The sequence below is a fragment of the Luteimonas terrae genome (genome assembly GCF_004358165.1).
Lineage (GTDB): Bacteria > Pseudomonadota > Gammaproteobacteria > Xanthomonadales > Xanthomonadaceae > Luteimonas > Luteimonas terrae.
The window spans coordinates 304,292-330,390 of the sequence record NZ_SMTG01000004.1 but is presented as its reverse complement, the minus strand read 5'-3'; the positions used below and the strand labels follow the sequence as shown (position 1 = coordinate 330,390).

Genomic DNA, 26,099 nt, shown 5'->3' with positions numbered 1-26,099 from the left:
CTATGAAGAAGATCCAGCTACCTCTGGAGGTAGAGATTTAAAGATCGTCGAACCCGTTATCCGAATTCGTCTTCTTGTACGACGCATTGCGCATCTCGAAGAAGTCGGTCTTCGTCTCGGTGAAGTTGTCGGCGTAGGCCTTGATCCACGGCATGACGTTCTCGTTCGATTCGCTGTAGAGCTTCTCGATGCCGAGCATGCCGGCCATCTTGTTGGCGCGGTACTTCACGTAGCGGACCATCTCGTCGACGTCGATGCCGTCGATGCCGTCGAGCACTTCGGCGGTCCAGCGGGTTTCGAGCTGGATGGCGTGTTCGAAGGCGTCGTGCACGTACTGGGTGAGCTGGTCGCCCTGCAGGCTCTGGTTCTCGCCGACGATGGCGCGGATCAGTTCGCTGATGAACTTGCTGTGCGCCAGTTCATCGCGGTTGATGAAGCTGATGATCTTGCCGGTGCCGGTCATCCGGTTCTGGCGGACCAGGTTGTAGAAGTAGGCGAAGCCGGAATAGAAGTTGATGCCTTCCAGGATCGACGACTGCACCAGCGAGCGGATCAGCGTTTCGGCCGAGCGCTCGCGCATGAAGTCGTTGTACGAATCCATGATCGGCTGGTTGCGCGCGATGATCGTGGGATGCGTGCGCGCGAGTTCGAACACGCGGTTCTGGTCGGCCAGGCCGGTGATCGAGGCCAGCACGTAGCTGTAGCTCTCGTTGTGGATCACTTCCTGCTGGCCGATGATCGCGGCGTTCGCATGCGCGGCCGGGTCGGTGATGTATTCGGCGACGTTGTAGATGAAGCGCGTCTGCGGCGAATCCAGCGTGGCGAGCAAGCCGATGATCGAGTCGTAGGCGTTCTTCTCGCGCGCCGAGAGCTCGCCGTACTGCTTGGCGTCGCCCTTCATGTCGACCTCGTCCGGAATCCAGAAGTTGGTCGAGAGTTCCTTGTAGGCGCGATAGAACGACGGATACGGAATGTCGTTCCAGTTGAGGATGCCCGAGGTCGTGCCGTTGATGATGCCGGTCGAACGGTTCGGGTGACGCGGCTCGAGGATCTTGATGCGGTCGAGCGGAGTGGACGTAACGGCCATGGTTGTTTCTCGTATTCCGGTGCCGCGCCCCGAATCACGATTCGACGCGACGATTCAATCTGGAGGAAAGCCTCCCTGAGTCAGGGGGGCGCGCCGAAGGCGCGGGGGTCTGGGTGCTGATGAGCCAGGGTCCACGGTTCGCATCGCGAACCGTGGAAGCGTCAGCGCGAATGCGCTGCCGTGTCCCGCTTTAGCTGCTACACCACTCGCATTCCGCGATATCGATGTCGTTCGAACGCACGTAGTACGTGGTCTTGATGCCCTCGCGCCATGCGGTCATGTGCAGCTCCAGCAGCGTGCTCGCGCGGATGGTGCTGGGCACGTAGAGGTTGAAGCTGATCGCCTGGTCGACGTGGCGCTGGCGACGGGCGTTCTGTCGCACCGAGGCGAACTGGTCGACCTTGTAGGCGCCCTTCTCGTAGAAGGCCCAGGTGTCGAGCGACAGGCCGGGGGCGGCGACCGGGCGACGGTAGTCCTTCTTCTCCTCGTAGTAGAACGCGGAGTAGATCGGATCGATCGACGCGGTGGAGCCTGCGATCTGCGCGGTCGACATGTTCGGGGCAACCGCCATCAGCCAGCCGTTGCGCATGCCGTTGACGCCGACCTGTGCGGCCAGGTCCAGCCACTCGGGCGAGTTGTAATTGCGGTCGCGGAAGTAGGCGCCGGTGTGCCAGTCGCTGCCGGCGAACACCTGGTAGGCACCCTTTTCCTTGGCCAGTTCCATCGAGGCCTGCACGGTGAGGAAGTTGATGCGCTCGTAGAGCGAATCGCTGAAGTCCTCGGCCGCCTGCTCGTTCCAGTGGATGCCCTTCTGCGCCAGCAGGTGGTGCCAGCCGAACGTGCCCAGACCGATCGCGCGGTACTTCTGGTTGGTGATCGTCGCCTGCGGCACGGGCAGCATGTTGAGATCGATCACGTTGTCGAGCATGCGCACCTGGATCGGGATCAGGCGCTCGAGCACGTCGGTGATCAGGTCGCCCTGGCCCTGCTGCGGCACGATCGCGCGGCCCAGGTTCACCGACGACAGGTTGCACACGACGAAGTCGCCGGCCTGCTTGGTGGTGACGATCTGATTGCCGGAGATGATCTCCTGCATCATCTTCGTCGGGCTCATGTTCTGCAGGATCTCGGTGCAGAGGTTCGACGAGTAGACGCGGCCGACGTGCTTGTTCGGGTTCTTCCGGTTCACTTCGTCGCGGTAGAACATGAAGGGATTCCCGGTCTCCAGCTGCGAGACCATGATCCGCTTGAAGATGTCGATCGCCTTGACAGTCTTGCGCGAGATGCGCTCGTCGGCGACGACTTCCTCGTACTTGCGACGGAAGCTGCCGTTCGGATCGCCCTTCTTCTCGTCGAAGAAGTCCTGCAGGTAGAAGCCCTTCACGCGATGGACCTCGTGCGGGTCGAACAGGTACCAGTCGCCGCGACGCTCGACCGCTTCCATGAAGAGGTCGGGGATGCAGATCGAGGTGAACACGTCATGCGCGCGCAGGCGCTGGTCGCCGTTGTTCAGACGCAGGTCGAGGAAGTTCTCGATGTCGCGGTGCCACACGTCCAGATAGACCGCGACCGCGCCCTTGCGCTGGCCCAGCTGGTCCACCGACACGGCGGTGTTGTTGAGCTGCTTGATCCACGGCACCACGCCGCCCGAGGAATTGGGTACGCCACGGATCGCCGAGCCGCTGGAACGCACGTAACCCATGTACGCGCCCACGCCGCCGCCGCCCTTCGAGACGCGGGCGATATCGGTGTTGGAGTCGTAGATGCCCTGCAGCGAATCGTCGACGGTGTCGATGAAGCACGACGACAGCTGGCCGCCGACCTTGCCGGCGTTCTGCAGCGTCGGCGTGGCCACGGTCATGTACAGGTTCGACAGCGCCCAGTAGGCCTCGCCGACGAGCTGCATGCGGCGCTCGCGGCCGCCGCGGGTCTCGTTCTGCATCAGGTACAGGGCGATGGTCAGCCAGCGCTCCTGCGGCAGCTCGAACACGGCGCGCGAGGTGTCGGTGGCCAGGTAGCGCGTGGCCAGCAGGTACAGGCCGTTGTAGGCGAACAGCTTGTCGCGCTCGGCCTCGATCATGCGGCCGGCTTCCTGAAGCTCTTCCTTGGAATAGGCGCGCAGGATGTCGTTCGAATAGATGTTGCGGTCGGCCAGCGACTCCTGCAGGCCGACGTAGGAGCCGTACTTCTGCTCGGCGTCGTAGAAGCGGTTGCGGCTGGCGCGCTTGTACAGGCGGTGCAGGTACAGGCGGGCGGCGAAGAATTCCCACTCCGGCGCGGTCACATCGACGCGGGCTTCGGCCTCGCGGATCAGATGGTCGGTGAGGTCGTCGGCGTTGACGGCGTCCTTGCGCTCGACGAAGCCGAACACGCTGCGCTTATAGTCGGCGATGTCGAGCTGCGGGAATTCGGCGTGGGTGCGATCGATGCTGCGCTCCAGGCGCGCACGGTCGTAGGGAATCCGGCGGTTGCCGGCTTCCTTGGTGATCCAGTTGGAGACGTCGGCGTCGACGGCGGTGGTGTCTGCGATTGCGGTGTTCATGGCGGCGCTCGGGGGCGGCGGCACCTCGTCGTCGACATCGACAGCGGGGGGCGCCACGGAAGTGGGGGGTGTCGCGGTGTCCGGGGTGGTGCTGGGCGTGGCGTCTGCGGCGGCCGGTGCATCGGTCGCGACGGTGTCGTGGCTGGTCATGCGTCCTCTCGTAGTCCAGTGCATTCGCGCACGCCTTCCGGCCCGCCCGCGTGGGGTCCGGCGGCTGTCGGGCGCTCAATGTGGTCGGACGGCGTCGCAGGAATCGCGATCGGCGCCGTGCGCCACCGCTGTCCCGCTCCGCAAGCCCGCCCCCCACGGAGCGTCCGCAGCCGGCACCGCGCGTCGTGCTTTCGCGCGGCTGTCGGCAGGTCTTCGGACTCATGGGCGCGAAGGCGGTGCCTTCCCCTTGCCCGCCGCTTCCCGGATCGCTCCAGTGCCATGGCGGGGTCGTTCCCAATTACCGCTGCGGGGCAGTGCCGGAGTGGCGCGAGGCGTCACCGGCTTCCCGTTTTAATCCACAGCCCCTTGGGGGTCTGCGGAACCGACAGCCCCAAGATAGTGGGGTGTCACGGCACCGTCAACGCAAAATCTTGTGAAGATGCGGTGAGCCGCATGGTGTAGGGAATCCGCGTTCGTCAAGCCCCTGGAGGGCGCCCGGACATGCAGATCGGGGTGCGCCGGGCAAGGGGGTGAGGGGACATTTCGGTCCGTTTTTTCGTCGGATGGGACCGCCGGCGTCGATGGACAGGCCCGGCCGGAAACACACGCCGAAACCCGCTTGAGACGACCGGCCGGCCGGTGGTGGTTGGGCGGGCGCGGGGCTGCAGCCTGTCGCCGTCCACCGCCTGCGGGGCACGGGGATGGGGCGAACGGTCAGGCGTCCATGACCTTTAGTCTCTCGCGGGGCCGAGACGGCGGCCACGACGTGCAGGGTGACGCGCCGTTTCCCGACGCCCCCGCCTCAGCCGCGGTGTTCGCGCGCCAGGAACTCCGCGCTGCGCATCTCGATCAGGCGCGAGGCGGTGCGCTCGAAGGCGCCGGTGAGGCGTTCGCCCGAGTACAGCGCCGGCGGCTCGGCCGCGGCGGTGCAGACCAGGTTGACGTTGCGGTCGTAGAGCTCGTCGATCAGCGTGACGAATCGTCGGGCGGCGTCGTCGCGGGTGGCATCCATGTGCGGGATGCCGCCCAGCAGCACGGTGTGGAATTCGGTCGCGACCTGGATGTAGTCGCTGGCACCGCGCGGGCCTTCGCACAGCGCGTCGAAATCGAACCACGCCATGCCAGGCGTGCGGGCGCGCACGCAGATGCGGCGCCCGTCGATCTCGATGCCGGCGTCGCGGTGTTCGTCGTCGCCGCCGAGTTCGTGCCAGCGCGTGTCGAGCCAGGCGTCGGACTGCGCATCGAGCGGCGTGCGGTAGACCGGCGATCGCGTCAGCGCGCGCATGCGGTAGTCGGTGTCGCTCTCCAGGTACACGACGTGCGTGTGGCGTTGCAGGAGTTCGATCGCCGGCAGGAAGCGCGCGCGCTGCAGGCCGTCCTTGTAGAGGTCCTTCGGGTCGACGTTGGAGCTGGTCACCAGCACGATGCCGTCGGCGAACATACGGTCGAGCAGGCGTGCGAGCAGCATGGCATCGCCGATGTCGCTGACGAAGAACTCGTCGAGCACCAGCACGCGCAGACCCGCATCGCGCCAGCCGCGCACGATCGCCGCCAGCGGATCGCGCTCGCCGGCATGCGTGCGCAGCGATTCGTGGACCTCGCGCATGAAGCGATGGAAGTGCGTGCGCCGCTTGCGGCCGAGCTTCGGGTCGGGGGCGGCGTGACGCGCCGGGTCCTTCTGCGGGGGCGCGATGTTCGCATCGTCCGCGGCCGTCGGCCGCATCGACTGCAGCGGAAGCCCGTCGTGGAACAGATCGATCATGAAGGTCTTGCCACGCCCCACGCCGCCCCACAGGTAGAGGCCGGCCGGCACGTCGGACGTGTCCCTGCCGCCGAGCAGGCGGCCGAGCACGCCGCGGCGCGCGGGCGGTTGCACCAGCGCGGCATGCAGGCGGTCGAGTTCGACCAGCGCCGGCTGCTGCGCCGGATCCGCCTGCCAGTCGCCGCGGGCGACACCGGCGGCGTAGCGCTCGGAGGGCGTCGGCAGCGCGCTCACGCGCGCAGTGCCGTTCGACCGGCGCACCGCGCCGCGACCCGCATCGATGCCCTCACGCCGAGGCCCGTGGCAGTTGCGGTTCGAGCCAGTGCTTCACCACGCCGCGCAGATCGATCATGCGGCGATGGAAGAAGTGGCTGGTCTCGGGCATGCGCACCAGTTCGGCCTGCGCGCCACTGGTCTCGAGCCAGTCGTACACGGCCTGCGGATCGACGATCTCGTCGCTCTCGCCCTGGATCACCAGCCACGGACAGCTCGGCAGCACGATCGACTCGAAATCCCAGCGACCGGCCGGCGGTGCGACCGAGATCAGCAGGTCGGGCTGCACTGCGTCGGCCGCACGCAGCGAAACGTAGGCGCCGAAGCTGAAACCGGCCAGCCACAGCGTGTGGCCCGGCCGCTCGCGGCGGACCCAGTCGACGACGGCGGCCAGGTCGTCGAGCTCGCCGACGCCGTTGTCGAACGTGCCCGCGGACGCGCCGGTGCCGCGGAAGTTGAAGCGCACCGAGGTCGCGCCGAGTTCGCGCGCCGAGCGCGCGACCATCGTGACGACCTTGTTGTGCATGGTGCCGCCCTCGGTGGGCAGCGGATGGCAGACCACGATGACGAGCGGCAGCGCCGCGACGTCGTCGTCGGGCAGGTCGATCGCGGCTTCGAGGTCGCCGACGGGACCGGGCAGCACCAGCGGCCCGGATGCGGTGGGGAACGTGGGGGACGTCATGCGCGCATGATACCGGCGCGGCTGCGACGGGGCTGTGGGTGGATATAAGGCCCGTGCTAGGAAGGCGCTCCTCCCCCGCTCGCGGGGGAGGCTGGGAGGGGGCGATCGTTCCGGCTGTCTGGAGCCCGCCACGCGCAAAAAGATCGAAAACGTCGCTCGAACCCGAAGTTCGCGAGGACTGGAGGTTCGCCCCCATCCAACCTTCCCCCGCAGGCGGGGGAAGGCTTTGATCATGCGATGCGGGACCTTGCTGATTCAGCGACCGCGCAGCCGCAGCCCCACCACCAGCGGATCGTGGTCCGAGCTGCGCCACGGTCCGGCCGATTCGCGCTCGCGCGTGTCGGCCGGTTCGTCGGCGTTGCTGTGCCACTTCGCAGCGCCGGCCACGCGCGCGGCGAGCGCCGGGCCGAGCAACAGGTGGTCCAGACGCCCGGCCTGGCCGTCGAACACGAAGCTGTAGTGCGTATCGCCATCGCCGCCGGCGAACGGGTCGCGCCAGCCGGCGTCGGTGAATACGCGCACCGGGTCTTCCATCGCGTAGGCGTTGAAATCGCCGACGACGGCGACGCGATCGGCGGTGCCGGTCGGCGCGGTGGCGAGCCAGTCGCGCAGGCGCTGCGCGGAGTCGACACGGGTCGCGTTCCAGCAGGCCTGGCCGTCGCGCTGGTCGGTGTCCGCGCCGGTGGCCTCGCTGCAGCCCTTCGATTTCAGGTGCACGGCGACGACGCTGAAATCCAGCCCGTCCGCGCGCCCGTTGCGCAGCGGCACGAAGGCCTGCGCCAGCGGCACGCGGCTGAGTTCGGCGAACGGACCGCCGTCGAGGATCGCCGGTTGGCCCTTCGGGCGCACGCGCGTGGCGCGATAGATCAGGCCGACGCGGATCGCGTTGGTGCCCGGCCCCGTGCCGGCATCGACGAAACGCCAGTCGTGCGCCGGTCCTTCGGCGTTGAGCGCGTCGACCAGCATCGCGATGCTCGATTGCGCGTCGTAGCCGTCGTTCTCGAGTTCCATCAGCGCAGCCACGTCGGCATCGAGCGCGACGATCGTCGCGACCAGGCCTTCGAGCTGGCGCGTCAGTTCGGCCTGCGTGCGCGCACCGCGCGGCGTCGGGAAGCCACCTCCCCGGCCGTCGCCGTTGAACAGGTTCTGCAGATTGAATGCGGCCACGCGCACATCGCCGCCGACCACCGGCGCCTCCGGACGCGACGCCGGCTGCGGTATCAGCGGCGCGGTGAGCTGCAGGCGCCACGCGCCATGACGGTGGTCGACCACGCCTTCGACACCGGTCAGCACGCTGCCGCTGCGCAACGCCTGTGCGGTGTCGGGCAGATACCAGAGCTGACCGTCGACGGGCGCCTCTTCGCGACCATCGTCGAGCAGCACGCGACGGCGCGCGTTGTCGCCGGCGACCCGTGCGGCCCCGGCGCCGGGGCGCGCGACTTCGGTCGGCGTGAACAGTCGACCGTCGAAGCTCGCGGCCAGCGTGCCGCGCCGGGTGCGCTCGTGCTGGCCGGTCAGGGTCAGCGGCGCGGCGATGCGCACCCACGTGCCGGCCAGCGCGGACCAGTCGGCGGGCGGCGCGTCGAGCACGACCGGCGCGATCGCCGGTGCCGGCGTCGGCAGCACCTCGACGCGCTGGCCTTTCAGGCGCACGACGTCGCCGTCGTCGCGCATGCCCAGCGCACGCACGTGCGCGCCCAGCGCGGGCAAGGGCAGGCCGGCCGGCACCTGTACGAACACGGCATCGGGCGTCGCCGCATCGCCGTCGCCCGCGTCCTGCACGAAGAAGCCGCCCAGGCCTTCGAAGCGCGCGGTCACGCGACCTTCGATCTGCGCAGGTCCGGCCATCGGCACGCGATGCAGCTCGCCGATGGCGATGGTGGCGTCGGCCGGGGCGGGCGCGGTGGACTGGCAGGCGGCGAGCAGCGCGCAGGCGAGCAGGGTGGCGACGGGACGGAACATCGAAAACTCCACAGACGACGACGCCGCCCGGGCGGGCGGCGTCAGGGACGGGCACGATACCCGCCGCGGATTACTTGAGGTTGTCGATCATCCAGTCGACGGCGGCGTGCATCTGCTCGTCGTTGAGCGCCGGATTGCCACCGCGCGGCGGCATCACGCCGGCCGCGCCGGTGAAGCCTTCGATCGAATGGCGGTACAGCGTTTCGGTGCCCTGGGCGATGCGGGCGTCCCAGTGCTGGTGGTCCAGCGTCGGTGCGCCGCCGGCGCCCGAGGTGTGGCAGCCCGCGCAGAGGTTCTGGTAGATCACCGAGCCGTCGGTGGTGCCGCCGTAGGCAACCTGCGCCGCGGCAGACGCCGCCGCTGCAGCCGTCGCGGCGGCCTGCGATGCGGCGCCCGTGGCACCGGCGTAGACCGCGCCCACCGGCGCGATGCGCGCCTCGGTGCGCTTGGCGACACCTTCGGGCACGTCGACCGGCAACGACTTGTGCAGAAACCAGGCCCCGACCATCAGGCCCAGCGTGACGACGGTCAGGAACAGGATGACCATCGAGAAGCGCTTGAGGAATTCGAGATCGTAATTACGCACGAAACACCCTTGGCGACATGGCCTGCGGCCACAGCTGCGGCCGAGTATACGGGCAGGGTTCGCCGAATGCCGAGCCCTGCACGCCTGCTGCGATGCGGCATCGCGCCCGGGGCGCGACGCGCTTACATCCCCGCGTAGTTCGGACCGCCGCCGCCCTGCGGCGCGACCCACACGATGTTCTGCGTCGGATCCTTGATGTCGCAGGTCTTGCAGTGCACGCAGTTCTGCGCGTTGATCCGCAGGAACGGGCCCTCGGGACCGTCGAGGAATTCGTAGACCGCCGCCGGGCAGTAGCGCGCCTCGGGACCGGCATAGGTCGCGAGGTTCACGTCGACCGGCACCGAGGCGTCCTTGAGCGTCAGATGCGCCGGCTGGTCCTCGTCGTGGTTGGTGCTCGACAGGTACACCGAGCTCAGACGGTCGAAGGTCAGCACGCCGTCGGGCTTGGGATAGTCGATTTTCGTGTGCTTTGCGGCCGGCTCCAGACACGCGTGGTCGGGCTTGTCGCGGTGGATCGTCCACGGCGGCACGCGCATGCCGAGCTTCGGCAGCAGCCACTGCTCGATGCCGGTCATCAGCGTCGCGGTGGTGCGGCCCTTCTTGAACCACTGCTTGAAGTTCTTCGACTGCGCCAGTTCGGCGTGCAGCCAGCTGCTTTCGAACGCGACCGGATACGCGGCCAGTTCGTCGCCGCTGCGATTCTCGCCGAGCGCGGCGAACGCGGCCTCGGCGGCGAGCATGCCGGTCTTGATCGCCGCATGGCTGCCCTTGATGCGGCTGGCGTTGAGCGTGCCGGCCTCGCAGCCGACGAAGGCGCCGCCGGGGAATACGAGCTTGGGGATCGACAGCAGGCCGCCGGCGGTGATCGAACGCGCGCCGTAGCCGATGCGCTTGCCGCCTTCGAGATACTTGGCGATCGCCGGGTGCGTCTTGAAGCGCTGGAACTCTTCGAACGGGCTCAGCCACGGATTCCTGTAGTCCAGGCCCACCACCAGACCGATCGCGACCTTGCCGTCCTCGGCGTGATACAGGAACGAGCCGCCGTAGGTGTCGTCGGTCAGCGGCCAGCCGGCGGTGTGCACCACCAAGCCCGGCTCGTGCTTGGTCGGGTCGACCTGCCACAGCTCCTTGATGCCGAGGCCATAACTCTGCGGGTCGCGGCCTGCGTCGAGCTCGAACTTCGCGATCAGCTGGCGGCCGAGCTGGCCGCGCGAGCCTTCGGCGAAGATCGTGTACTTCGCATGCAGTTCCATGCCGAGCTGGAACTCGGCGGTCGGTGCGCCGTCCTTGCCGATGCCCAGGTTGCCGGTGGCGACACCGCGCACGCTGCCGTCGTCGGCGTACAGCACTTCGGCCGCAGCGAAGCCGGGGAAGATTTCGACACCCAGCGCTTCGGCCTGCGTGGCCAGCCAGCGCGTCACCGCGCCGAGGCTGACGATGTAGTTGCCGTGGTTCTTGAAGCAGTCGGGCAGGAAGAAGTCCGGCGTGGACTTCGCGCCAGTGGCGTCGAGGAACAGGAACTCGTCGCGCGTGACCGCCTGCTTGAGCGGCGCGCCTTTCTCCTTCCAGTCGGGAATCAGCTCGGTCAGCGCGCGCGGGTCGATGATCGCGCCCGAGAGGATGTGCGCGCCCGGCTCGGAGCCTTTCTCCAGCACGCACACCGACACTTCCCGGCCGGACTCGGCGGCCAGCTGCTTGAGGCGGATGGCGGTCGCCAGGCCGCCGGGGCCTGCGCCCACGACGACGACGTCGTACTCCATCGATTCGCGTGGGCCGTGGGTGTCGAGCAGTTCCTGGAGAGTCGTCATCGTTGCCTTGGGCGTTGAGCCTGGGTGCGCGGTGCGGCCAGCATTGCAGCCGCCACGCGATGGTCGCGTGGGTGGACGGGTCAGCGCGGCCGCGCGGGCAGCGGAAAGGGCGTGACCACTTCGCCCGAGGCCGCGTCGCGGATCGCCGACTGGCCCTTCTTCTCGACTTCCTCGACGCGCAGCACGCTCTGCATCGGCAGATGCAGCGTGCGCGTGTTGCCGAACTCGCCCTGAAGGCGTTCTTCGGTCGGGTCCACCACCAGCCCCTCGTGCACGTCGAACACCAGCTCCGACACTTCGACGAAGCCCCACAGCCGGCCGCTCTCGACCTGGCGTGCGTAGAGTTCGTAGACCTTGCCGTGGGTGAGGAAGGTGACCTTGTAGAGCGTCCTGCCTGTCATGCGTCGATTATAGAGCGCCGCTCAATAGCCCTTGAGCCGGCGCAGGCGCTGGCCGATCGCATGGCGCGACAGCAGCGCGAACACCACGCCGAACAGGAAGCCGGCCAGATGCGCCGTCCACGCCACTGCGCCGAAGGCCGGACCGATGTAGGCGAAGATCACCTGCAGCACCGCCCACAGCCCGATCAGCAGCGAGGCCGGCGCGCGCACGAATTCCAGGAACAGGCCCAGCGGCACCACCACGCCCAGGCGCGCGCGGGGGAACAGCGCCAGGTACGCGCCGATCAGCGCCGACACCGAGCCGCTGGCGCCGATGATCAGCCGGTCGGGCGCGCCGATCGCGAGCACCGCCGACAGGTTCGCCAGCGCGCCGCCGACGAGGAACAGCAGCAGCAGGCGCCACGCGCCCATCAGGCGTTCGGCGGGCAGGCCGAAGATCATCAGGAACACCAGATTGCCGAGCAGGTGCGCCCAGTCCGCATGCAGGAACAGCGCGGTCACCAGCCGCAGCCAGGCGCCGGCATCGACCCAGTGCGACGATGTGCCATCCGCGCCGACCGGGCCGCCGTACAACGCGCCCCAGTCAAGCAGCAGGGCGTAGTGCTCGCTGGCCGAGCGCGTGCTGGCCCACAGGAACGCCGCCCACAGCAGCGCGCACAGCATCGGCACCGCCCAGCGGAGCGGCGTGCGGGCGTGGCGGTTGGGGATCGAGACGAACATCGGACCGCCATTGTCGAGCGGCGTCGGCAGGCCGGTAAAGCGCGACATCGCAAGGCCGCCGGGATGCGGCATTGCAGCAAGTTTTCCACACGCACTCGTACGGTATAGTGCGCCCGCTGCGCGCGTTCGGGAGGGGAATTCCGACAGGTGGCGGGGACGGAGGGGGCGCCGTCGACGCCGGGCGAAGCAACACGACAAAAAAACCTGTTTGGGAGAGAGATCAGATGGCGACCAACCCCCGCTTCATGCAGTCCAGCGTCCTGGCCGTCGGCATCGCCGCTGCCCTGGCGTTCGCAGGCCAGGCTCAGGCAGCCGGCTTCCAGCTCAAGGAAAACAGCGTCAAGTCGATGGGTTCGGCGTTCGCCGGCACCGCGGCCAAGACCGGCGACAGCTCGGTCGTGACCAACAACCCGGCGGTGATGACCCAGTTCGAAGGCACCACGGTGCAGGCCGACCTGACCGTCATCGACCTCAACTACGAATTCAAGGGCAGCGGCCAGGATGCGCTCGGCCGTCCGCTGACCGGCAGCAACGGCGGCAACGCCGGCGACGTGACCCCGATCCCGGCCCTGTCGGTCGTGCACAAGCTCGACAACGGCGTCGCACTGGGCGCCATGGTCAGCGCGCCGTTCGGTCTGAAGACCGAATACGACGCCGGCTGGGTCGGCCGCTACGCCGCGCAGACCTCGGACGTGAAGATCGTCGACCTGACCCTGTCGGGCGCCGTCGATCTGGGCGACCGCTTCTCGGTCGGCATCGGCGTCATCGCCTCGCGCGCCGACGTCACCCTGTCGAAGGCCGTGGACTTCGGTTCGCTGCTGTTCGCCAACCCGGCGACCCGTCCGCTGCCGTTCGCGCGTCCGCAGGCCGCCGACGGCCTGGCCGAAGTGCAGGGCGACGACAACGGCTTCGGCTGGCTGGTCGGTGCGCACTTCCGTCCGACCGACAACGTGTCGATCGGCGTCAGCTACCGCTCCGAGATCGACTACGAGCTGAGCGGCACCGCCGACTGGACCGTGCCGGACAACGCCCGCGCCGTGTTCAACAGCAGCCCGGCCACCCGTCCGCTGTTCCTGGACGGCCCGGTCACCGCCGATCTCACCACGCCGTCGATCCTCAACATCGGCGCCACCTGGCAGGTCAACGACGCGCTGATGCTGTCGGCCACCTACGCCGAGACCGGCTGGTCGTCGCTGCGCGAAGTGCGCATCCAGTTCGACAACCCGGATCCGGATTCGGTCGAGCCGTTCGAGTGGAAGGACACGTATTTCGCCGCCGTGGGCGCCGAGTTCAAGCTCAACGACAGCTGGAAGCTGCGTGGCGGCGTCGCGTACGACGAAACCCCGACCAGCCTGGCGCACCGCACCCCGCGCCTGCCCGACGCGAACCGCATCTTCTACTCGGTCGGTGCGACCTGGGCGATGAGCGACGCGTTCGACGTCAACTTCGCCTACACCCGCATCGAGCCGCGTGACCCGAAGATCGACACCACCAGTGGCGGCAGCCGTGTGGCCGGCGACTTCGACGGCAATGCCAACCTGTTCGGCGTGTCGGCGCAGTACCGCTTCTGATCCGGTGACATCGTGATACGGAAAAGCCCCGCTTCGGCGGGGCTTTTTTTTTGCTGTTTGTGGGAGCGCGCAGCTTTCGCTGGATGGGTAACGCACAGCGAAACCCGTCGCCAGGCGACGTCTGCCTCGCCGTTACGCGAACCGCCCCAGCACCCACGCCCATGCCGGCAGGGTCACCAGCGACAGCAGGATGCCGTAGCCGACCAGCGCCGCCGCCAGCCGCGGCGCCAGGCCCTGCGCGATCGCCAGCGCGGCGGCGGTGATCATGCTCGGCATCGCCGACTCCAGCACGTTCGCCTGCAGCATCGTCCCGGACATGCGAAACAGCAGCGACAGCGGCAGTGCGATCGCCGGCATCACCAGCAGCTTGAGCAGCAGGCCCGTCGCCAGCGGCCGCAATTCGTCGCGCGGCATGCGCAACTGGATCGACAGGCCCACGGCCAGCATCGCCAACGGCAGCATCGCCTCGGCCAGGTTCTGCAGCGCGCCGGCGATCCACGCCGGCGGCGCCGCCGGCATCAGCGTCAGGCCGAACGCCAGCGCCCACACCGGCGGAAAGCGCACGATGCGACGCGCAATGTCGCGCCAGCCCGGCGGCGTGTCGCCGCTGTAGCGCGCGAGGACGGTCAGGCCGAACGTCGACAGCAGCACGAAGGTGCCGAACTGGTCGTAGACCACGGCGTACGGCAACGCATCCGCGCCGAGCAGCGCCGACACCATCGGATAGCCGATGAAGCTGCTGTTGCACAGCGCCACGCACAGCAGTACGACCGCGGTTTCGTCGCGGCCGAAGCGCAACCAGCGCGACAGCGGCAGCACCAGCGCGAGCGTGGCGAGCATCAGCAGCCACGGCGTCGCCGCCACGCCGACCAGCGCGGGGTCGAACTTCAGTTTCGGCACGTTCACCAGCACCGCGGCCGGCAGGCAGACGTAAAGCACGACGAGGTTGAGCACCTCGGCGGCATTGGCCGGCATCGCCCGCAGGCGGGCGAACAGCATGCCCAGCGCGAGCATCGCCAGGATCAGGGCAAAAGCGTCGAAGGCCATGGGGGCCTGGTGAGTGACGTGGGGAGCCGGTGATTCTAGGGCGCGCGCCCGTACCGGTGGTTCCACAGGCGGGACGCTGCGTCGGCGGCTGTCCGAGCCTCGTCATCCCGGCGAATGCCGGGATGACGGTGGAGCGCTGGACCGGACGTTCGCCGTCTTCCGCGGCGAACGTAGACCGCGCTTACTCCCCGAGCGTCAGCAGCGACGCGTTGCCGCCGGCCGCCGTGGTGTTGATGGTCACGGTCTTCTCGGTCGCGAAGCGCGGCAGGTAGTGCGGACCGCCGGCCTTGGGGCCGGTGCCCGACAGGTTCTGGCCGCCGAAGGGCTGCACGCCGACGACCGCGCCGATCTGGTTGCGGTTGACGTAGACGTTGCCGACCTTCGCGCGCTGGATCACGCGCTCCACGGTCTCGTCGATGCGCGAGTGGATGCCCAGCGTCAGGCCGAAGCCGGTCGCGTTGATCGCATCGACCACGGCGTCGAGCTGGTCGGCGTTCCAGCGGATCACGTGCAGCGCCGGGCCGAAGTTCTCGCGGGTCAGCTGCGACAGCGACTGCAGTTCCCAGGCGCGCGGCGCGAAGAAAGTGCCGTGTTCGGTGCCGGCGCCCAGCTTCGCCTCGGCGATGAACTTCGCTGCGCCCTGCATGCGCGTCGCGTGCTCGTCGAGCAGCGCCTTGGCGTCGGTGTCGATCACCGGGCCGACGTCGGTCGACAGCAGTGCCGGGTCGCCGACGACCAGTTCGGCCATCGCGCCGGCGATCATGCCGATCACCTTGTCGGCGATGTCGGCCTGCACGAACAGCACACGTGCCGCCGAACAGCGCTGGCCGGCGGAGGTGAAGGCCGAGGCCAGCGCGTCCTTGACCAGCTGTTCGGGCAGCGCCGAGGAATCGGCGATCAGTGCGTTCTGTCCGCCGGTCTCGGCGATCAGCACGCCGATCGCGGCGTCACGTGCGGCCAGCGCGCGGTTGATCGCACGCGCGGTTTCGGTCGAGCCAGTGAAGGCGACGCCTGCCACGCGCGGGTCGGACGTCAGCGCCGCGCCGACGGTCGCGCCGTCGCCCGGCAGGTACTGCAGCACGTCCTTCGGAATGCCCGCTTCGTGCAGCAGCTTCACCGCTTCGAAGCCGACCAGCGTGGTCTGCTCGGCGGGCTTGGCCAGCACGCTGTTGCCGGCGGCGAGCGCGGCCGCGATCTGGCCGGCGAAGATCGCCAGCGGGAAGTTCCACGGGCTGATGCACACGAACACGCCGCGGCCGGCGAGCTGCAGCGCATTCGACTCGCCGGTCGGGCCGGGCAGCGCCTCGGGCACGAAGGCGCTGCGCGCCTGACCGGCGTAGTAGCGCAGGAAATCCACGGCCTCGCGCACTTCGGCGACGCCGTCGGGAATGGTCTTGCCGGCTTCGCGCGTGCACAGCGCGATGAACTGCGGCATGCGCTGCTCGAGCAGGTCGGCGGCGTGTTCGAGAATCGCGGCGCGCGAGGCGGCCGGCGTCGCGTCCCAGGCCGGCTGCGCGGCCACCGCGTTGACCAGCGCGCGTTCGACGGTGGCGCTGTCGGCCGGCAGCCAGTCGCCGACGTGCATGCGGCGGTCGGCCGGGTTGGTCACCTCGATCTTCGTGCCTGCAGGCTGCGCACCGGGCACCAGCGGCGTCGCCGACCAGGTCGTCGTCGCGCTGCGGATCTGCCCGGCGAGCGATTCGAGCGCTGCGTCGTTGGCGAGGTTGACGCCCATGGAGTTGCTCCTGTCGTGCGATTGGCTGCGGAACAGATCGACCGGCAGCGGGATGCGGGGGTGGGGAATGGATTCGAACGCGGCGACCACTTCGACCGGATCGCGGATCAGGTCGTCGATCGCGACGTCCTCGTCGCTGATGCGGTTGACGAAGCTGGAGTTCGCGCCGTTCTCGAGCAGGCGGCGCACCAGGTACGGCAGCAGGTCCTCGTGCGACCCCACCGGCGCGTAGACGCGGCAGGCCACGTCGAGGCGATCGGCCGGAATCACTTCGGCATACAGGTCGTCGCCCATGCCGTGCAGCTTCTGGAACTCGTAGGACGTGCGCGCGACCGCACCGTTCGGCAGCACGCCCTGCGCGAGACGATGCACCGCGGCGATGGTGTGCGCGTTGTGCGTGGCGAACATCGGATAGATCGCGTCCGTCGCCGACAGCAGGCGGCGTGCGTTGGCCAGATAGCTGACGTCGGTATTGGGCTTGCGGGTGAAGACCGGATAGCCCGGATGGCCTTCGATCTGGGCGCGCTTGACCTCGCTGTCCCAGTACGCGCCCTTGACCAGGCGCACCGGGATGCGGCGGCCGTGCGCGCGGGCGAGCGCTGCGATCCAGTCGATTACGAACGGCGCACGCTTCTGGTAGGCCTGCACGACGATGCCGAAGCCGTGCCAACCGGCCAGCGAGGCATCGACGAGCGCGGTCTCGATGACGTCGAGCGAGAGTTCGAGGCGGTCGCTTTCCTCGGCGTCGACGGTCAGGCCGATGCGGTAGCCCTTCGCGCGCTGCGCCAGATCACGCAGGCGCGGCGCGAGTTCGGCCAGCACGCGCTCGCGCTTGGCGTGTTCGTAGCGCGGATGCAGGGCCGAGAGCTTGACCGAGATCGACGGCGCGGCGATCTCGTCGCTGAAGCTGCCCGAACGCCCGATCGCATCGATCGCATCCTGGTAGGCCTTCAGATAGCGGTCGGCATCGCGCTGGGTCAGCGCGGCCTCGCCGAGCATGTCGAACGAGTAGCGATAGGCGGCGTTGTCGCCCTTGCGCGAACGGGTCAGCGCCTCGCCGATGGTGCGTCCCATGACGAACTGGTGGCCCATGATGCGCATCGCCTGGCGCACGGCCAGACGGATCACCGGCTCGCCGACGCGGCCGACCAGACGCTTGAAGGCGTTGTGGACGTTGCGCTTGGTCTCGTCGGCCAGATCGACCAGGCGGCCGGTCAGCATCAGGCCCCAGGTGGAAGCGTTGACCAGCACCGAGTCGGACTGTCCCATGTGCTTCTTCCAGTCCGCCTCGCCGAGCTTGTCGCGGATCAGGCGGTCGGCAGTGTCCTCGTCGGGAATGCGCAGCAGCGCCTCGGCCACGCACATCAGCAGCACGCCTTCCTCGCTGCCGAGGTCGTACTGCTGCATGAAGGCTTCGATCGCGCCACGGTCCTGCGCGCGCAGGCGCACGCGGCGCACCAGATCGGCGGCGGTGGCCTGGATGGCGGCGCGGTCGGCGTCGGGCTGGCGCGCGTCGGCCAGCAGGGCCTGCACGCGTTCGGTTTCATCGGCCGTCCAGGCCGCGGTGATCGCGGTCCGCAGCGGCTGGAGGGAGGTCGCGGGGACGGCGGGCGACGGACTGGCGTTCAAGGCGGGACGACCGGCTCAGGACAGAAGCGGAATTCTAGCCTGCCGCCCCTGTCCGCCGCCGTGCGCCAGGAGGCGGAATCGCCCCGCGCGACGTGTTCAGGCGATGCGCGGGGCGTCGAACGTGCGCAGCGCGAAGCGGACCCGCGAGTGCGAGGCCGCCAGCGCGGTCAGCGGCTGCAGCAGGCGCGGCATGCAGGCGGCCAGTTCGACCAGCGCCGCGCCGTGATGCGGTGGCAGGGCGCCGGCACGCGGATGCCAGAGCCCGCTGCAGAACGCGTCCAAGGGCACGCTCTCGATCATCGGCGCATCGCCGTGCGGCTGGCGCCACTCGATCAGCAGCCCGTTGCCGCGCGCGGTGCCGCTGCGGTCGAGCGGGTCGAGGTAGAGCCGGGTGCGGTGCAGGTCGAGTACCGACTCGGCCGCGGCCAGGCAGTGCGCGGCGGCATCGGCGAAGCTGCCCTCCAGCGATTCCGGCAGGCGCATGCGCGGGCCGTGCTCGCCATGACGGCGCGCGCCAGCGCCGAGGATGTCGTCGGCGGAGAACACGCCGCCCCGGCCGTCGCCGTCGCGCAGTTCCAGCTTCAGACGCTGGCGGGTCGGCAGCAGCGCGCCGAAGCCGCGACGGCTGGCGGTGTCGGTGGCGGGCAGCGCCCGCAGGGTCTGCGAACGGCGCGCGCCGGTGGGGGCGGGCGTTGGAACCAGATACAGGCGCGGCGGCATCGGCGTGGCCTCGTGCGGGGGATGCATCGGCTATAACGTCCGTTGGCGGTCGTCGCCACTGGGGTGTTCCCGAGGGGCCGCGTGGCGTCGCCGCACTGCGGCTTGCCCCTGCCGAAGATCGACAGCTACCATTCAGACGTTATCCGCAGTACGCCGCCGCTCCTGCGCAGATATCTCCCGGCACCCCACGCCGGGCGAGGACGGACGCGTTCCCGCCAGCACCAAGGCCAGTCCAGGCATGGGGTTCGATGTGAAGCAAGGCGCTTGTCTTAAAATGTGGATGGGAGGTGCGATGGCACTTCTGGCATCCACCAACGTTCTGGCGCAATCCGCCGATCCCCATCGCTGGCAGCTCAACATGGGGCGCGGTGTCACCACCTCCGCCCAGCATGCGTACGACGCGCACATGCTCGCGCTGTGGATCTGCGTGGCGATCGGCGTGCTGGTGTTCGGTGCGATGGCGGTGGCGATGTTCCGCTTCCGCAAGTCGCGCGGCGTCACCGCGGCGACGTTCACCCACAACACCACGGCCGAGGTCATCTGGACGGTCGTGCCGATCGTGATCCTGGTGATCATGGCCGTGCCGGCCACGCACAAGCTGATCGCGATGTACGACACCCGCGACTCGGAGATGACCGTCAAGGTCACCGGCGTGCAGTGGATGTGGAAGTACGAGTACATGGGCGAGGACGTCACGCTGACCAGCCGTCTCGACCGCGAGAGCGACCGCCTGCGCCAGAACCGCGGCACGACCCGCGCCGAGCTCGACGCCCACGGCCACTACCTGCTCGACGTCGACAACCCGCTGGTGCTGCCGACCAACACCAAGATCCGCTTCGTCGTCACCGCCGACGACGTGATCCACTCCTGGTGGGTGCCGGCCTTCGGATGGAAGCAGGATGCGATTCCCGGCCTGGTCAACGAGGCCTGGACCGAGATCCTCGAGCCGGGCGTCTATCGCGGCCAGTGCGCCGAACTGTGCGGCAAGGACCACGGCTTCATGCCGATCGTCGTGCGCGCGGTGCCGCCGGCCGAGTTCCAGACCTGGCTGGCCGCCGAGAAGGCGAAGAACGCGCCGGCGATCCCGGTCCCGGGCGAGCCCGGCCCGGCCGATCCCGCACCTGCCGCGCCTGCCGCACCCGAAGCGCAGGCGCCGGGCGAAGCCGCCACCGCCGCGCAGTCCCCGTCCGCCCCCGCCGCGCCCGCGGCCGGCTGATCGATCGAGGCACACACGCACATGTCGACGACGCACCCCGTGACCGCAGACGCGCATCACCACGACGATCACCACGCCCACAAGCAGGGCTTCGTCCAGCGCTGGTTCTTCTCCACGAACCACAAAGACATCGGCACGCTGTACCTGCTGTTCTCGTTCGTGATGTTCATCATCGGCGCGGCGATGAGCGTGATCATCCGCACCGAACTCGCGGTGCCGGGCCTGCAGCACGTCAGCCCGACGTTCTTCAACCAGATGACCACCATGCATGCGCTGGTGATGATCTTCGGCGGCGTGATGCCGGCCTTCGTGGGCCTCGCCAACTGGATGATCCCGCTGCAGATCGGCGCGCCGGACATGGCGCTGCCGCGCATGAACAACTGGTCGTTCTGGATCCTGCCGTTCGCCTTCACCCTGCTGCTGATGACGCTGTTCATGCCCGGCGGCGGCCCGGCCGGCGGCTGGACGCTCTACCCGCCGCTGTCGCTGCAGGGCGGCAGCAACGTGTCGATGACGATCTTCGCCATCCACATGATGGGCATCAGCTCGATCATGGGCGCGATCAACGTCATCGCGACCATCCTCAACATGCGCGCCCCGGGCGTGGACCTGTTGAAGATGCCGATCTTCTGCTGGACCTGGCTGATCACCGCGTTCCTGCTGATCGCGGTGATGCCGGTGCTGGCCGGCGCGGTCACGATGCTGCTGACCGACAAGTTCTTCATGACCTCGTTCTTCAACGCCGCCGGCGGCGGCGACCCGGTGATGTACCAGCACATCTTCTGGTTCTTCGGGCATCCCGAGGTCTACATCATGATCCTGCCGGCCTTCGGCGTCGTCAGCGAGATCATTCCGACCTTCAGCCGCAAGCCGCTGTTCGGTTACCAGGCGATGGTCTACGCGACCGCATCGATCGCGTTCCTGAGCTTCATCGTCTGGGCCCACCACATGTTCACGGTGGGCATGCCGCTCGGCGGCGAGATCTACTTCATGTTCGCGACGATGCTGATCGCGATTCCGACCGGCGTGAAGGTGTTCAACTGGGTCTCGACGATGTGGCGCGGCGCGATGACGTTCGAGGCGCCGATGCTGTGGGCGATCGCGTTCGTGATCCTGTTCACCATCGGCGGTTTCTCGGGCCTGATGCTCGCGATCGTGCCGGCCGACTTCCAGTACCACGACACCTACTTCGTGGTCGCGCACTTCCACTACGTGCTGGTGACCGGCGCGCTGTTCTCGATCATCGCGGCCACCTACTACTGGTGGCCGAAGTGGACCGGTCGGATGTACAGCGAGTTCTGGGCGAAGGTGCACTTCTGGTGGACGATCGTCTTCGTCAACCTGCTGTTCTTCCCGCAGCACTTCCTCGGCCTGGCCGGCATGCCGCGCCGCATTCCCGACTACAACGTCGTGTTCGCGGACTGGAATCTGATCAGTTCGATCGGCGCCTTCGGCATGTTCGCCACGCCCTTCATGATGTTCGCCATCCTGCTGCACTCCAAGCTGCGCGGCGCGCCGGCCGCGGCGCGTTCGTGGGAAGGCGCCAAGGGCCTGGAGTGGACGGTGCCGTCGCCGGCGCCGCACCACACCTTCGCCAAGCCGCCGGTGCTCAAGCCGGGCGATCTGGCCCACGACGACATCAGCCACTGATGACCTGTGCGATGACCGACCCCGACTTCGATCTCGCGGAACGCCGCCGTCGCGCCCGGCGCACGGCGCTCGTCATCGCGGCGGTCGCGGCGCTGGTCTACGTCGGCTTCATCGCGCGCGGGGTGCTGCTGGCATGAGCGACGCGATGCCCACGCCCGACCCGCAGGCGAACGCCGCGCCGAAGCCGAAGACCTTCGGCATCGGCAAGCTGGTCGGCATCTCGGTCGTCGCGTTCGCCTTCACCTTCTCGCTGGTGCCGCTGTACCGCATCGCCTGCGAGAAGGTGTTCGGCATCCGTCTGGAGAACAGCGCGGTCGCCGCACCGGCGACGGCCGCCACGCCGGCCGAGCGTTGGGTGACGGTGGAGTTCGACGCGACCGTGAACTCGCGCCTGCCGTGGTCGTTCCGGCCCAACGAAACGCGCATGCGCGTGCGCGTGGGCGAGCAGTACGAGACCACGTACTACGCCCACAACGACAGCACCTCGCCGGTCGTCGGCAGCGCCACGCCATCGGTGGCACCGGCGCGCGCATCGGGCTTCTTCCAGAAGACCGAATGCTTCTGCTTCACCGCGCAGACGCTGCAGGCCGGCGAGACCCGCGACATGCCGGTGCGCTTCATCATCGACCCGTCGTTGCCGGCCGAGGTCAACACGGTCACGCTGAGCTACACCTTCTTCAAGAACGATGTCCTCACCTCGCGTCTGAACGCCCAGGCGGCGCCGGCACGCACTCTTCCCGGTGTCGCCGCCGCGCCCTGAGCGCAGCGCACGCCTTCCGAACCACGCACCAGACGATCCGGACACCGCCATGGCCCACGCCAAGCCCGAGCAGGACCCCGACATCTATTTCGTCCCGCATGACAGCAAGTGGCCGGTGTTCGCCTCGGTCGCCCTGTTTGTCACGATGCTGGGCCTGGCCAGCTGGTTCAACGAGGCCAGCTGGGGACGTCCGATGTTCTTCGTCGGCATCGCGGTGCTGGCGCTGATCCTGTTCAAGTGGTTCGCCGACGTGATCCTCGAGTCGGTGTCGGGCTACTACAACAAGCAGGTCGACGTGTCGTTCCGCATGGGGATGGTGTGGTTCATCTTCTCGGAGATCATGTTCTTCGCCGCGTTCTTCGGCGCGCTGTTCTACGCGCGCACGCTGTCGTTGCCGTGGCTGGGCGGCGAGGGCAGCGGCGCGATGACCAATTCGGTGCTGTGGGACGGCTACAGCGCGGCCTGGCCGTCGGCCGGCCCGGGCGATGTCGGTGGCGCGTTCCAGACGATTCCGGCCTGGGGCCTGCCGCTGCTCAATACGCTGATCCTGCTGGCGTCGGGCATCACCATCACCATCGCGCACCACGCGCTGCGCGCCGCGCATCGCACCCAACTGCTGGTGTTCCTGGGCGCGACGATCCTGCTGGGCTGCGTGTTCCTGTTCTTCCAGGTCGAGGAATACGTCCACGCCTACCGCGACCTGAATCTCACGCTGGGCTCGGGCATCTACGGCTCGACGTTCTTCATGCTCACCGGCTTCCACGGCGCGCACGTGACGCTGGGCACGATCATGCTGATCGTGATCTGGCTGCGCTGCTACCGCGGCCATTTCACCAAGGAGAACCACTTCGCGTTCGAAGCGGTGGCCTGGTACTGGCACTTCGTCGACGTGGTGTGGCTGATCCTGTTCCTGTTCGTCTACGTCGTCTGACGACGCGTCGACGCCGGGCGGCGCATCGTCGCCGCCCCTCTCATTTTCCGGCCTCAGCCGTAGACGCCATGCGGCTTGATCCAGCCCATCCAGATCGCCAGCAGCACCAGCAGGATCAGGCCGACCGACAGGCCGATGCGACGCGTGAGCGCCTTGACCGTGCGGTCGGTCGTGCCCTTGTCGGTCATCATGTAGTACAGCGCGCTGCCGAGGTTCCACAGGATCAGCAGCACGAAGGCGATGATCAGCAGCGTCTTGAGCGAATCGTTCATCACCATCGCAATCTCCCGGGCACGTGGCGTGTGTGGCGAGTATCGCAGCCCGGCGGGCGCGCCGCATGAGTTCCCGCACGACCTTCATCGTCGGCTGGACCGCGGCCGTGCTCGCGATCGTCGCGTTCGTGTCGCTGGGCCAGTGGCAGCTGTCGCGGATGCACCAGAAGCAGGCCATGCTCGACGCCGTCGAGGCGACGCTGGCAGCGCGCACGGCGCTGCCGCTGTCGGTCGCCGGCGACGCCGCGCGGGCCCGCGACTACGACTGGAGCGCGGGGCAGGGCCGCTTCGTCGACCGGCCGGCCTTCGTGCTCGACAACCAGATCCACGCCGGCGTGCCGGGCCTGCGCGTGTACCGCCTGTTCGCGCCGGTCGATGCGGCGCCGCTGCTGGTCGACCTGGGCTGGACGCCGCTCGCCGACCGCGCGACGCGGCTGCCCGAGGCGGCCGTCGTGCGCGGTGACGGCCTGCTCGGTCGCGACATGGCGTTGCGCGGTCTGCTGGCGCCGCCGCCATCGGCCGGGCTCGCCCTCGGTCCGGCCCTGGCGCCGGGCGATGCGGTGCTGATGACCCGCATCGAGCTGGATGAGATCGCCGCCGATGCCGGACTGCCCGCCTTGCCGCCGCGGGTGCTGCGCGTCGATCCGGCGCTCGACGTCGGCTATGCGCGCGATCTCGATGTCCTGCCCAACACCCTGCCGCCCGACAAGCACCTCGGCTACGCCGTGCAATGGTTCGGGCTGGCGCTCGCGGTGCTCGTCATCGCCCTCGTGCTCACGTTCCGGAAGCGTCGTCGATGACCCTGATTCCCGCCGAACCCCTGTTGCCGCCCGGGCAGCGCAACCGCAACCGCGCGCTGCTGGCGCTGATCGTGGTGCTGTTCCTCGGCAGCGCGGTCGTCGCGGGCGCCCTGCGGTTTTCCGGCTGGCGCCCGGCGGGCATGCAGAACAAGGGCGAGCTGCTCGACCCGCCCGCCGACCTGCGCATGCATCCGCTGCATCTGAGCGACGGCGGCACCTACGACTGGCGCCCGGTCGAGCGGCGCTGGCGCATCCTCGTCGCACCGCCGGCGGGCTGCGCGCAGGACTGCGTCCGATTGTCGCAGCAGCTCGATCTGGTCTGGCAGCTGTTCGGCCGCAATGCCGATCATGTCGACATCTTGTGGGCCGGTTCCGTGCCGGACGGCGCCGTTCGCAACAGTGCCTGGCGGGTGGTCGAAGCTGACCCGACCCTGCGCACAGCACTGCCGCGCGTCGACGGCGGGTCCGGCGAGGCGGACAATGGCGTCCCCGCCTATGTCGTGGACCCGAACGGGTTCGTGATCCTGCGCTACGCCCCGGGCTTCGATCCGGGCGATCTGCGCAGCGACATGGCCAAGCTGCTGAAACTCAAGTGATGACCCACACGCCTCCCGCGCGCGCGACCTCGTTCCGCCCGGCGACCTACAAGCACTTTCACCGCATCGCGTGGCTGGCGACGGCGCTGACGCTGTGCGTGATCGTGTTCGGCGCCTTCGTGCGTCTGTCCGACGCCGGCCTCAGCTGCCCGGACTGGCCCACGTGTTACGGCCGCGCCGCCTGGCCGCAGGCCGCGAGCGAGGTCGTCGACCACGCCGCGACCGCGATCCGCGAGTTCGAGTCGCACAAGGCCTGGCGCGAACAGGTGCACCGCCATCTGGCGGCGTCGCTGGGCGTGCTGGTGCTGATGCTGGCGCTGCTGGCCGCACGCAAGCGCCGCTTCGGCGTGCTCCAGATCGTCGGCGCCTCGACGCTGGTCGCGGTCGCGATTCCGCTGTACATGCAGGGCCACGTCATGGCCGCGCTCGGCGTCGCGGCGCTGGGCGAGGCGATCCTGCTGCTGGCGGCTTTGCGCTGGTCGAACATCGACCTGGCGCGCGCGGCGGCGTTGACGCTGGCGGTGGTGATCTTCCAGGCGCTGCTCGGCAAATGGACGGTCACCATGCTGCTCAAGCCGGTGATCGTCATGGGTCACCTGCTCGGCGGCATGCTGACGTTCTCGCTGCTGCTGTGGATGGCGTGGCGGGCGACGGTGCAGCCGATCGTGCTGGTCGACGCACCCGCGCTGCGGCGCTGGACGCTCGGTGCGCTTGGGTTCGTCGGTGTGCAGATCGCACTCGGCGGCTGGGTCAGCGCGAACTACGCCGCGCTGTCGTGCGGCGCCGGCGGCTGGGTGACCGACGTGCACCATTACGTCGATTTCCCCAAGTGCGTCGGCGAGTGGTGGCCGCACGCGGACTTCCGCGAAGGCTTCGTGCTGTGGCGCGGCGTCGGCGTGGACTACGAGGGCGGCGTGCTCGACGGCGCGGCGCGCGTGGCCATCCAGCTGGCGCATCGGGTCATGGCGATCGCCGTGTTCGCGTACCTGCTCGCGTTCGTCGTGCGCCTGATGCGCACGCCGGGCCTGCGCGGCTGGGCGGTCGCGCTGGGACTGCTGAGCTGCGCGCAGGTCGCGCTGGGCATCCTCAACGTCAAGCTCGCGCTGCCGTTGCCGGTCGCGGTGATGCACAACGGGGGCGCGGCGCTGCTGCTGTTCGTGCTGGTGTCGCTGCTCGCGCGCCTGAAGACGCCGGACTGA

Annotated in this window: 22 protein-coding genes and 1 riboswitch; of the genes, 9 read left to right on the top strand and 13 right to left on the bottom strand. The window is 68.7% G+C overall.

The features are described from left to right. Positions 1-37: 37 nt before the first annotated feature. From E2F49_RS10705 to E2F49_RS10665, 9 genes are all read right to left on the bottom strand, one after another. Entirely contained in the window at positions 38-1,087 is a 1,050-nt protein-coding gene (locus E2F49_RS10705; RefSeq protein ID WP_133393870.1) for a ribonucleotide-diphosphate reductase subunit beta, read from the bottom strand. A gap of 190 nt (positions 1,088-1,277) precedes the next feature. Next, positions 1,278-3,779 (bottom strand): ribonucleoside-diphosphate reductase subunit alpha, encoded by a 2,502-nt coding sequence (locus E2F49_RS10700; protein WP_133393869.1) that lies wholly within the window; start codon positions 3,777-3,779, stop codon positions 1,278-1,280. Between the two features lie 187 nt (positions 3,780-3,966). Beyond that, positions 3,967-4,181: riboswitch (cobalamin riboswitch) on the bottom strand. Positions 4,182-4,581: 400 nt separating this feature from the next. After that, positions 4,582-5,802: a cell division protein ZapE gene (zapE, locus tag E2F49_RS10695; RefSeq protein ID WP_425481371.1), complete on the bottom strand. Its 1,221-nt coding sequence runs from the start codon at positions 5,800-5,802 to the stop codon at positions 4,582-4,584. A 25-nt stretch (positions 5,803-5,827) separates the two neighbouring features. Then, positions 5,828-6,496: an alpha/beta hydrolase gene (locus E2F49_RS10690; protein ID WP_133393867.1), complete on the bottom strand. Its 669-nt coding sequence runs from the start codon at positions 6,494-6,496 to the stop codon at positions 5,828-5,830. A gap of 255 nt (positions 6,497-6,751) precedes the next feature. Further along, positions 6,752-8,458: an ExeM/NucH family extracellular endonuclease gene (locus tag E2F49_RS10685; protein WP_133393866.1), complete on the bottom strand. Its 1,707-nt coding sequence runs from the start codon at positions 8,456-8,458 to the stop codon at positions 6,752-6,754. A gap of 70 nt (positions 8,459-8,528) precedes the next feature. Beyond that, a complete protein-coding gene (locus E2F49_RS10680; RefSeq protein ID WP_133393865.1) occupies positions 8,529-9,044 on the bottom strand; it encodes a c-type cytochrome in 516 nt (171 codons plus the stop codon). Positions 9,045-9,166: 122 nt separating this feature from the next. Next, the gene (locus E2F49_RS10675) at positions 9,167-10,852 is read right to left on the bottom strand and encodes an electron transfer flavoprotein-ubiquinone oxidoreductase (RefSeq protein WP_133393864.1); all 1,686 of its coding nucleotides are present in this window, start codon (positions 10,850-10,852) and stop codon (positions 9,167-9,169) included. An 80-nt stretch (positions 10,853-10,932) separates the two neighbouring features. Next, positions 10,933-11,253 carry a DUF1820 family protein gene (locus tag E2F49_RS10670; protein WP_133393863.1) on the bottom strand — a complete coding sequence of 107 codons (321 nt, stop codon included), beginning with the start codon at positions 11,251-11,253 and terminating at the stop codon, positions 10,933-10,935. A 21-nt stretch (positions 11,254-11,274) separates the two neighbouring features. Continuing rightward, positions 11,275-11,973 carry a rhomboid family intramembrane serine protease gene (locus E2F49_RS10665; protein WP_133394114.1) on the bottom strand — a complete coding sequence of 233 codons (699 nt, stop codon included), beginning with the start codon at positions 11,971-11,973 and terminating at the stop codon, positions 11,275-11,277. Between the two features lie 224 nt (positions 11,974-12,197). Between E2F49_RS10665 and E2F49_RS10660 the strand changes: the two genes are divergently transcribed. Continuing rightward, positions 12,198-13,544, top strand: a complete 1,347-nt coding sequence (locus tag E2F49_RS10660) for an OmpP1/FadL family transporter (protein WP_133393862.1) — start codon at positions 12,198-12,200, stop codon at positions 13,542-13,544. Positions 13,545-13,676: 132 nt separating this feature from the next. Here the strand turns inward: E2F49_RS10660 and E2F49_RS10655 are convergent, their stop codons facing one another. The 3 genes from E2F49_RS10655 to E2F49_RS10645 form a co-directional block, all read right to left on the bottom strand. Next, a complete protein-coding gene (locus E2F49_RS10655) occupies positions 13,677-14,591 on the bottom strand; it encodes an AEC family transporter (RefSeq protein WP_133393861.1) in 915 nt (304 codons plus the stop codon). Between the two features lie 181 nt (positions 14,592-14,772). Then, positions 14,773-17,955, bottom strand: coding sequence for a bifunctional proline dehydrogenase/L-glutamate gamma-semialdehyde dehydrogenase PutA (gene putA, locus E2F49_RS10650; protein ID WP_133393860.1), 3,183 nt, complete (start codon positions 17,953-17,955; stop codon positions 14,773-14,775). Positions 17,956-18,051: 96 nt separating this feature from the next. After that, positions 18,052-18,702, bottom strand: coding sequence for a hypothetical protein (locus E2F49_RS10645; protein WP_133393859.1), 651 nt, complete (start codon positions 18,700-18,702; stop codon positions 18,052-18,054). A 211-nt stretch (positions 18,703-18,913) separates the two neighbouring features. Here E2F49_RS10645 and coxB point away from each other — a divergent pair, with 211 nt between their 5' ends. Genes coxB through E2F49_RS10625 form a run of 5 tightly spaced genes read left to right on the top strand, consistent with a single transcriptional unit; the run spans position 18,914 to position 23,232 of the window. Further along, complete coding sequence (coxB, locus tag E2F49_RS10640) at positions 18,914-19,891, top strand: cytochrome c oxidase subunit II (protein ID WP_055251135.1); 978 nt, start codon at positions 18,914-18,916, stop codon at positions 19,889-19,891. A 21-nt stretch (positions 19,892-19,912) separates the two neighbouring features. Then, positions 19,913-21,541 carry a cytochrome c oxidase subunit I gene (gene ctaD, locus E2F49_RS10635; protein WP_055251137.1) on the top strand — a complete coding sequence of 543 codons (1,629 nt, stop codon included), beginning with the start codon at positions 19,913-19,915 and terminating at the stop codon, positions 21,539-21,541. An 11-nt stretch (positions 21,542-21,552) separates the two neighbouring features. Further along, positions 21,553-21,678, top strand: a complete 126-nt coding sequence (locus E2F49_RS16730; RefSeq protein WP_279487348.1) for a hypothetical protein — start codon at positions 21,553-21,555, stop codon at positions 21,676-21,678. After that, positions 21,675-22,301 (top strand): cytochrome c oxidase assembly protein, encoded by a 627-nt coding sequence (locus E2F49_RS10630; protein WP_425481370.1) that lies wholly within the window; start codon positions 21,675-21,677, stop codon positions 22,299-22,301. The genes E2F49_RS16730 and E2F49_RS10630 overlap by 4 nt, the downstream gene beginning before the upstream one ends. Positions 22,302-22,350: 49 nt before the next feature. After that, a complete protein-coding gene (locus E2F49_RS10625) occupies positions 22,351-23,232 on the top strand; it encodes a cytochrome c oxidase subunit 3 (protein ID WP_055252030.1) in 882 nt (293 codons plus the stop codon). 53 nt (positions 23,233-23,285) lie between these two features. Here the strand turns inward: E2F49_RS10625 and E2F49_RS10620 are convergent, their stop codons facing one another. Then, on the bottom strand, positions 23,286-23,504 hold the full coding sequence (locus E2F49_RS10620) for a twin transmembrane helix small protein (RefSeq protein WP_055252032.1): 219 nt from the start codon (positions 23,502-23,504) through the stop codon (positions 23,286-23,288). Between the two features lie 65 nt (positions 23,505-23,569). Here E2F49_RS10620 and E2F49_RS10615 point away from each other — a divergent pair, with 65 nt between their 5' ends. From E2F49_RS10615 to E2F49_RS10605, 3 genes are read left to right on the top strand one after another with little or no spacing between them, the layout of a single operon-like run. Continuing rightward, positions 23,570-24,304, top strand: coding sequence for an SURF1 family protein (locus E2F49_RS10615; RefSeq protein WP_133393858.1), 735 nt, complete (start codon positions 23,570-23,572; stop codon positions 24,302-24,304). Next, positions 24,301-24,900: a hypothetical protein gene (locus tag E2F49_RS10610; protein WP_133393857.1), complete on the top strand. Its 600-nt coding sequence runs from the start codon at positions 24,301-24,303 to the stop codon at positions 24,898-24,900. Before E2F49_RS10615 ends, E2F49_RS10610 begins: the two co-directional genes overlap by 4 nt. Further along, positions 24,900-26,099, top strand: a complete 1,200-nt coding sequence (locus tag E2F49_RS10605; RefSeq protein WP_133393856.1) for a COX15/CtaA family protein — start codon at positions 24,900-24,902, stop codon at positions 26,097-26,099. Before E2F49_RS10610 ends, E2F49_RS10605 begins: the two co-directional genes overlap by 1 nt.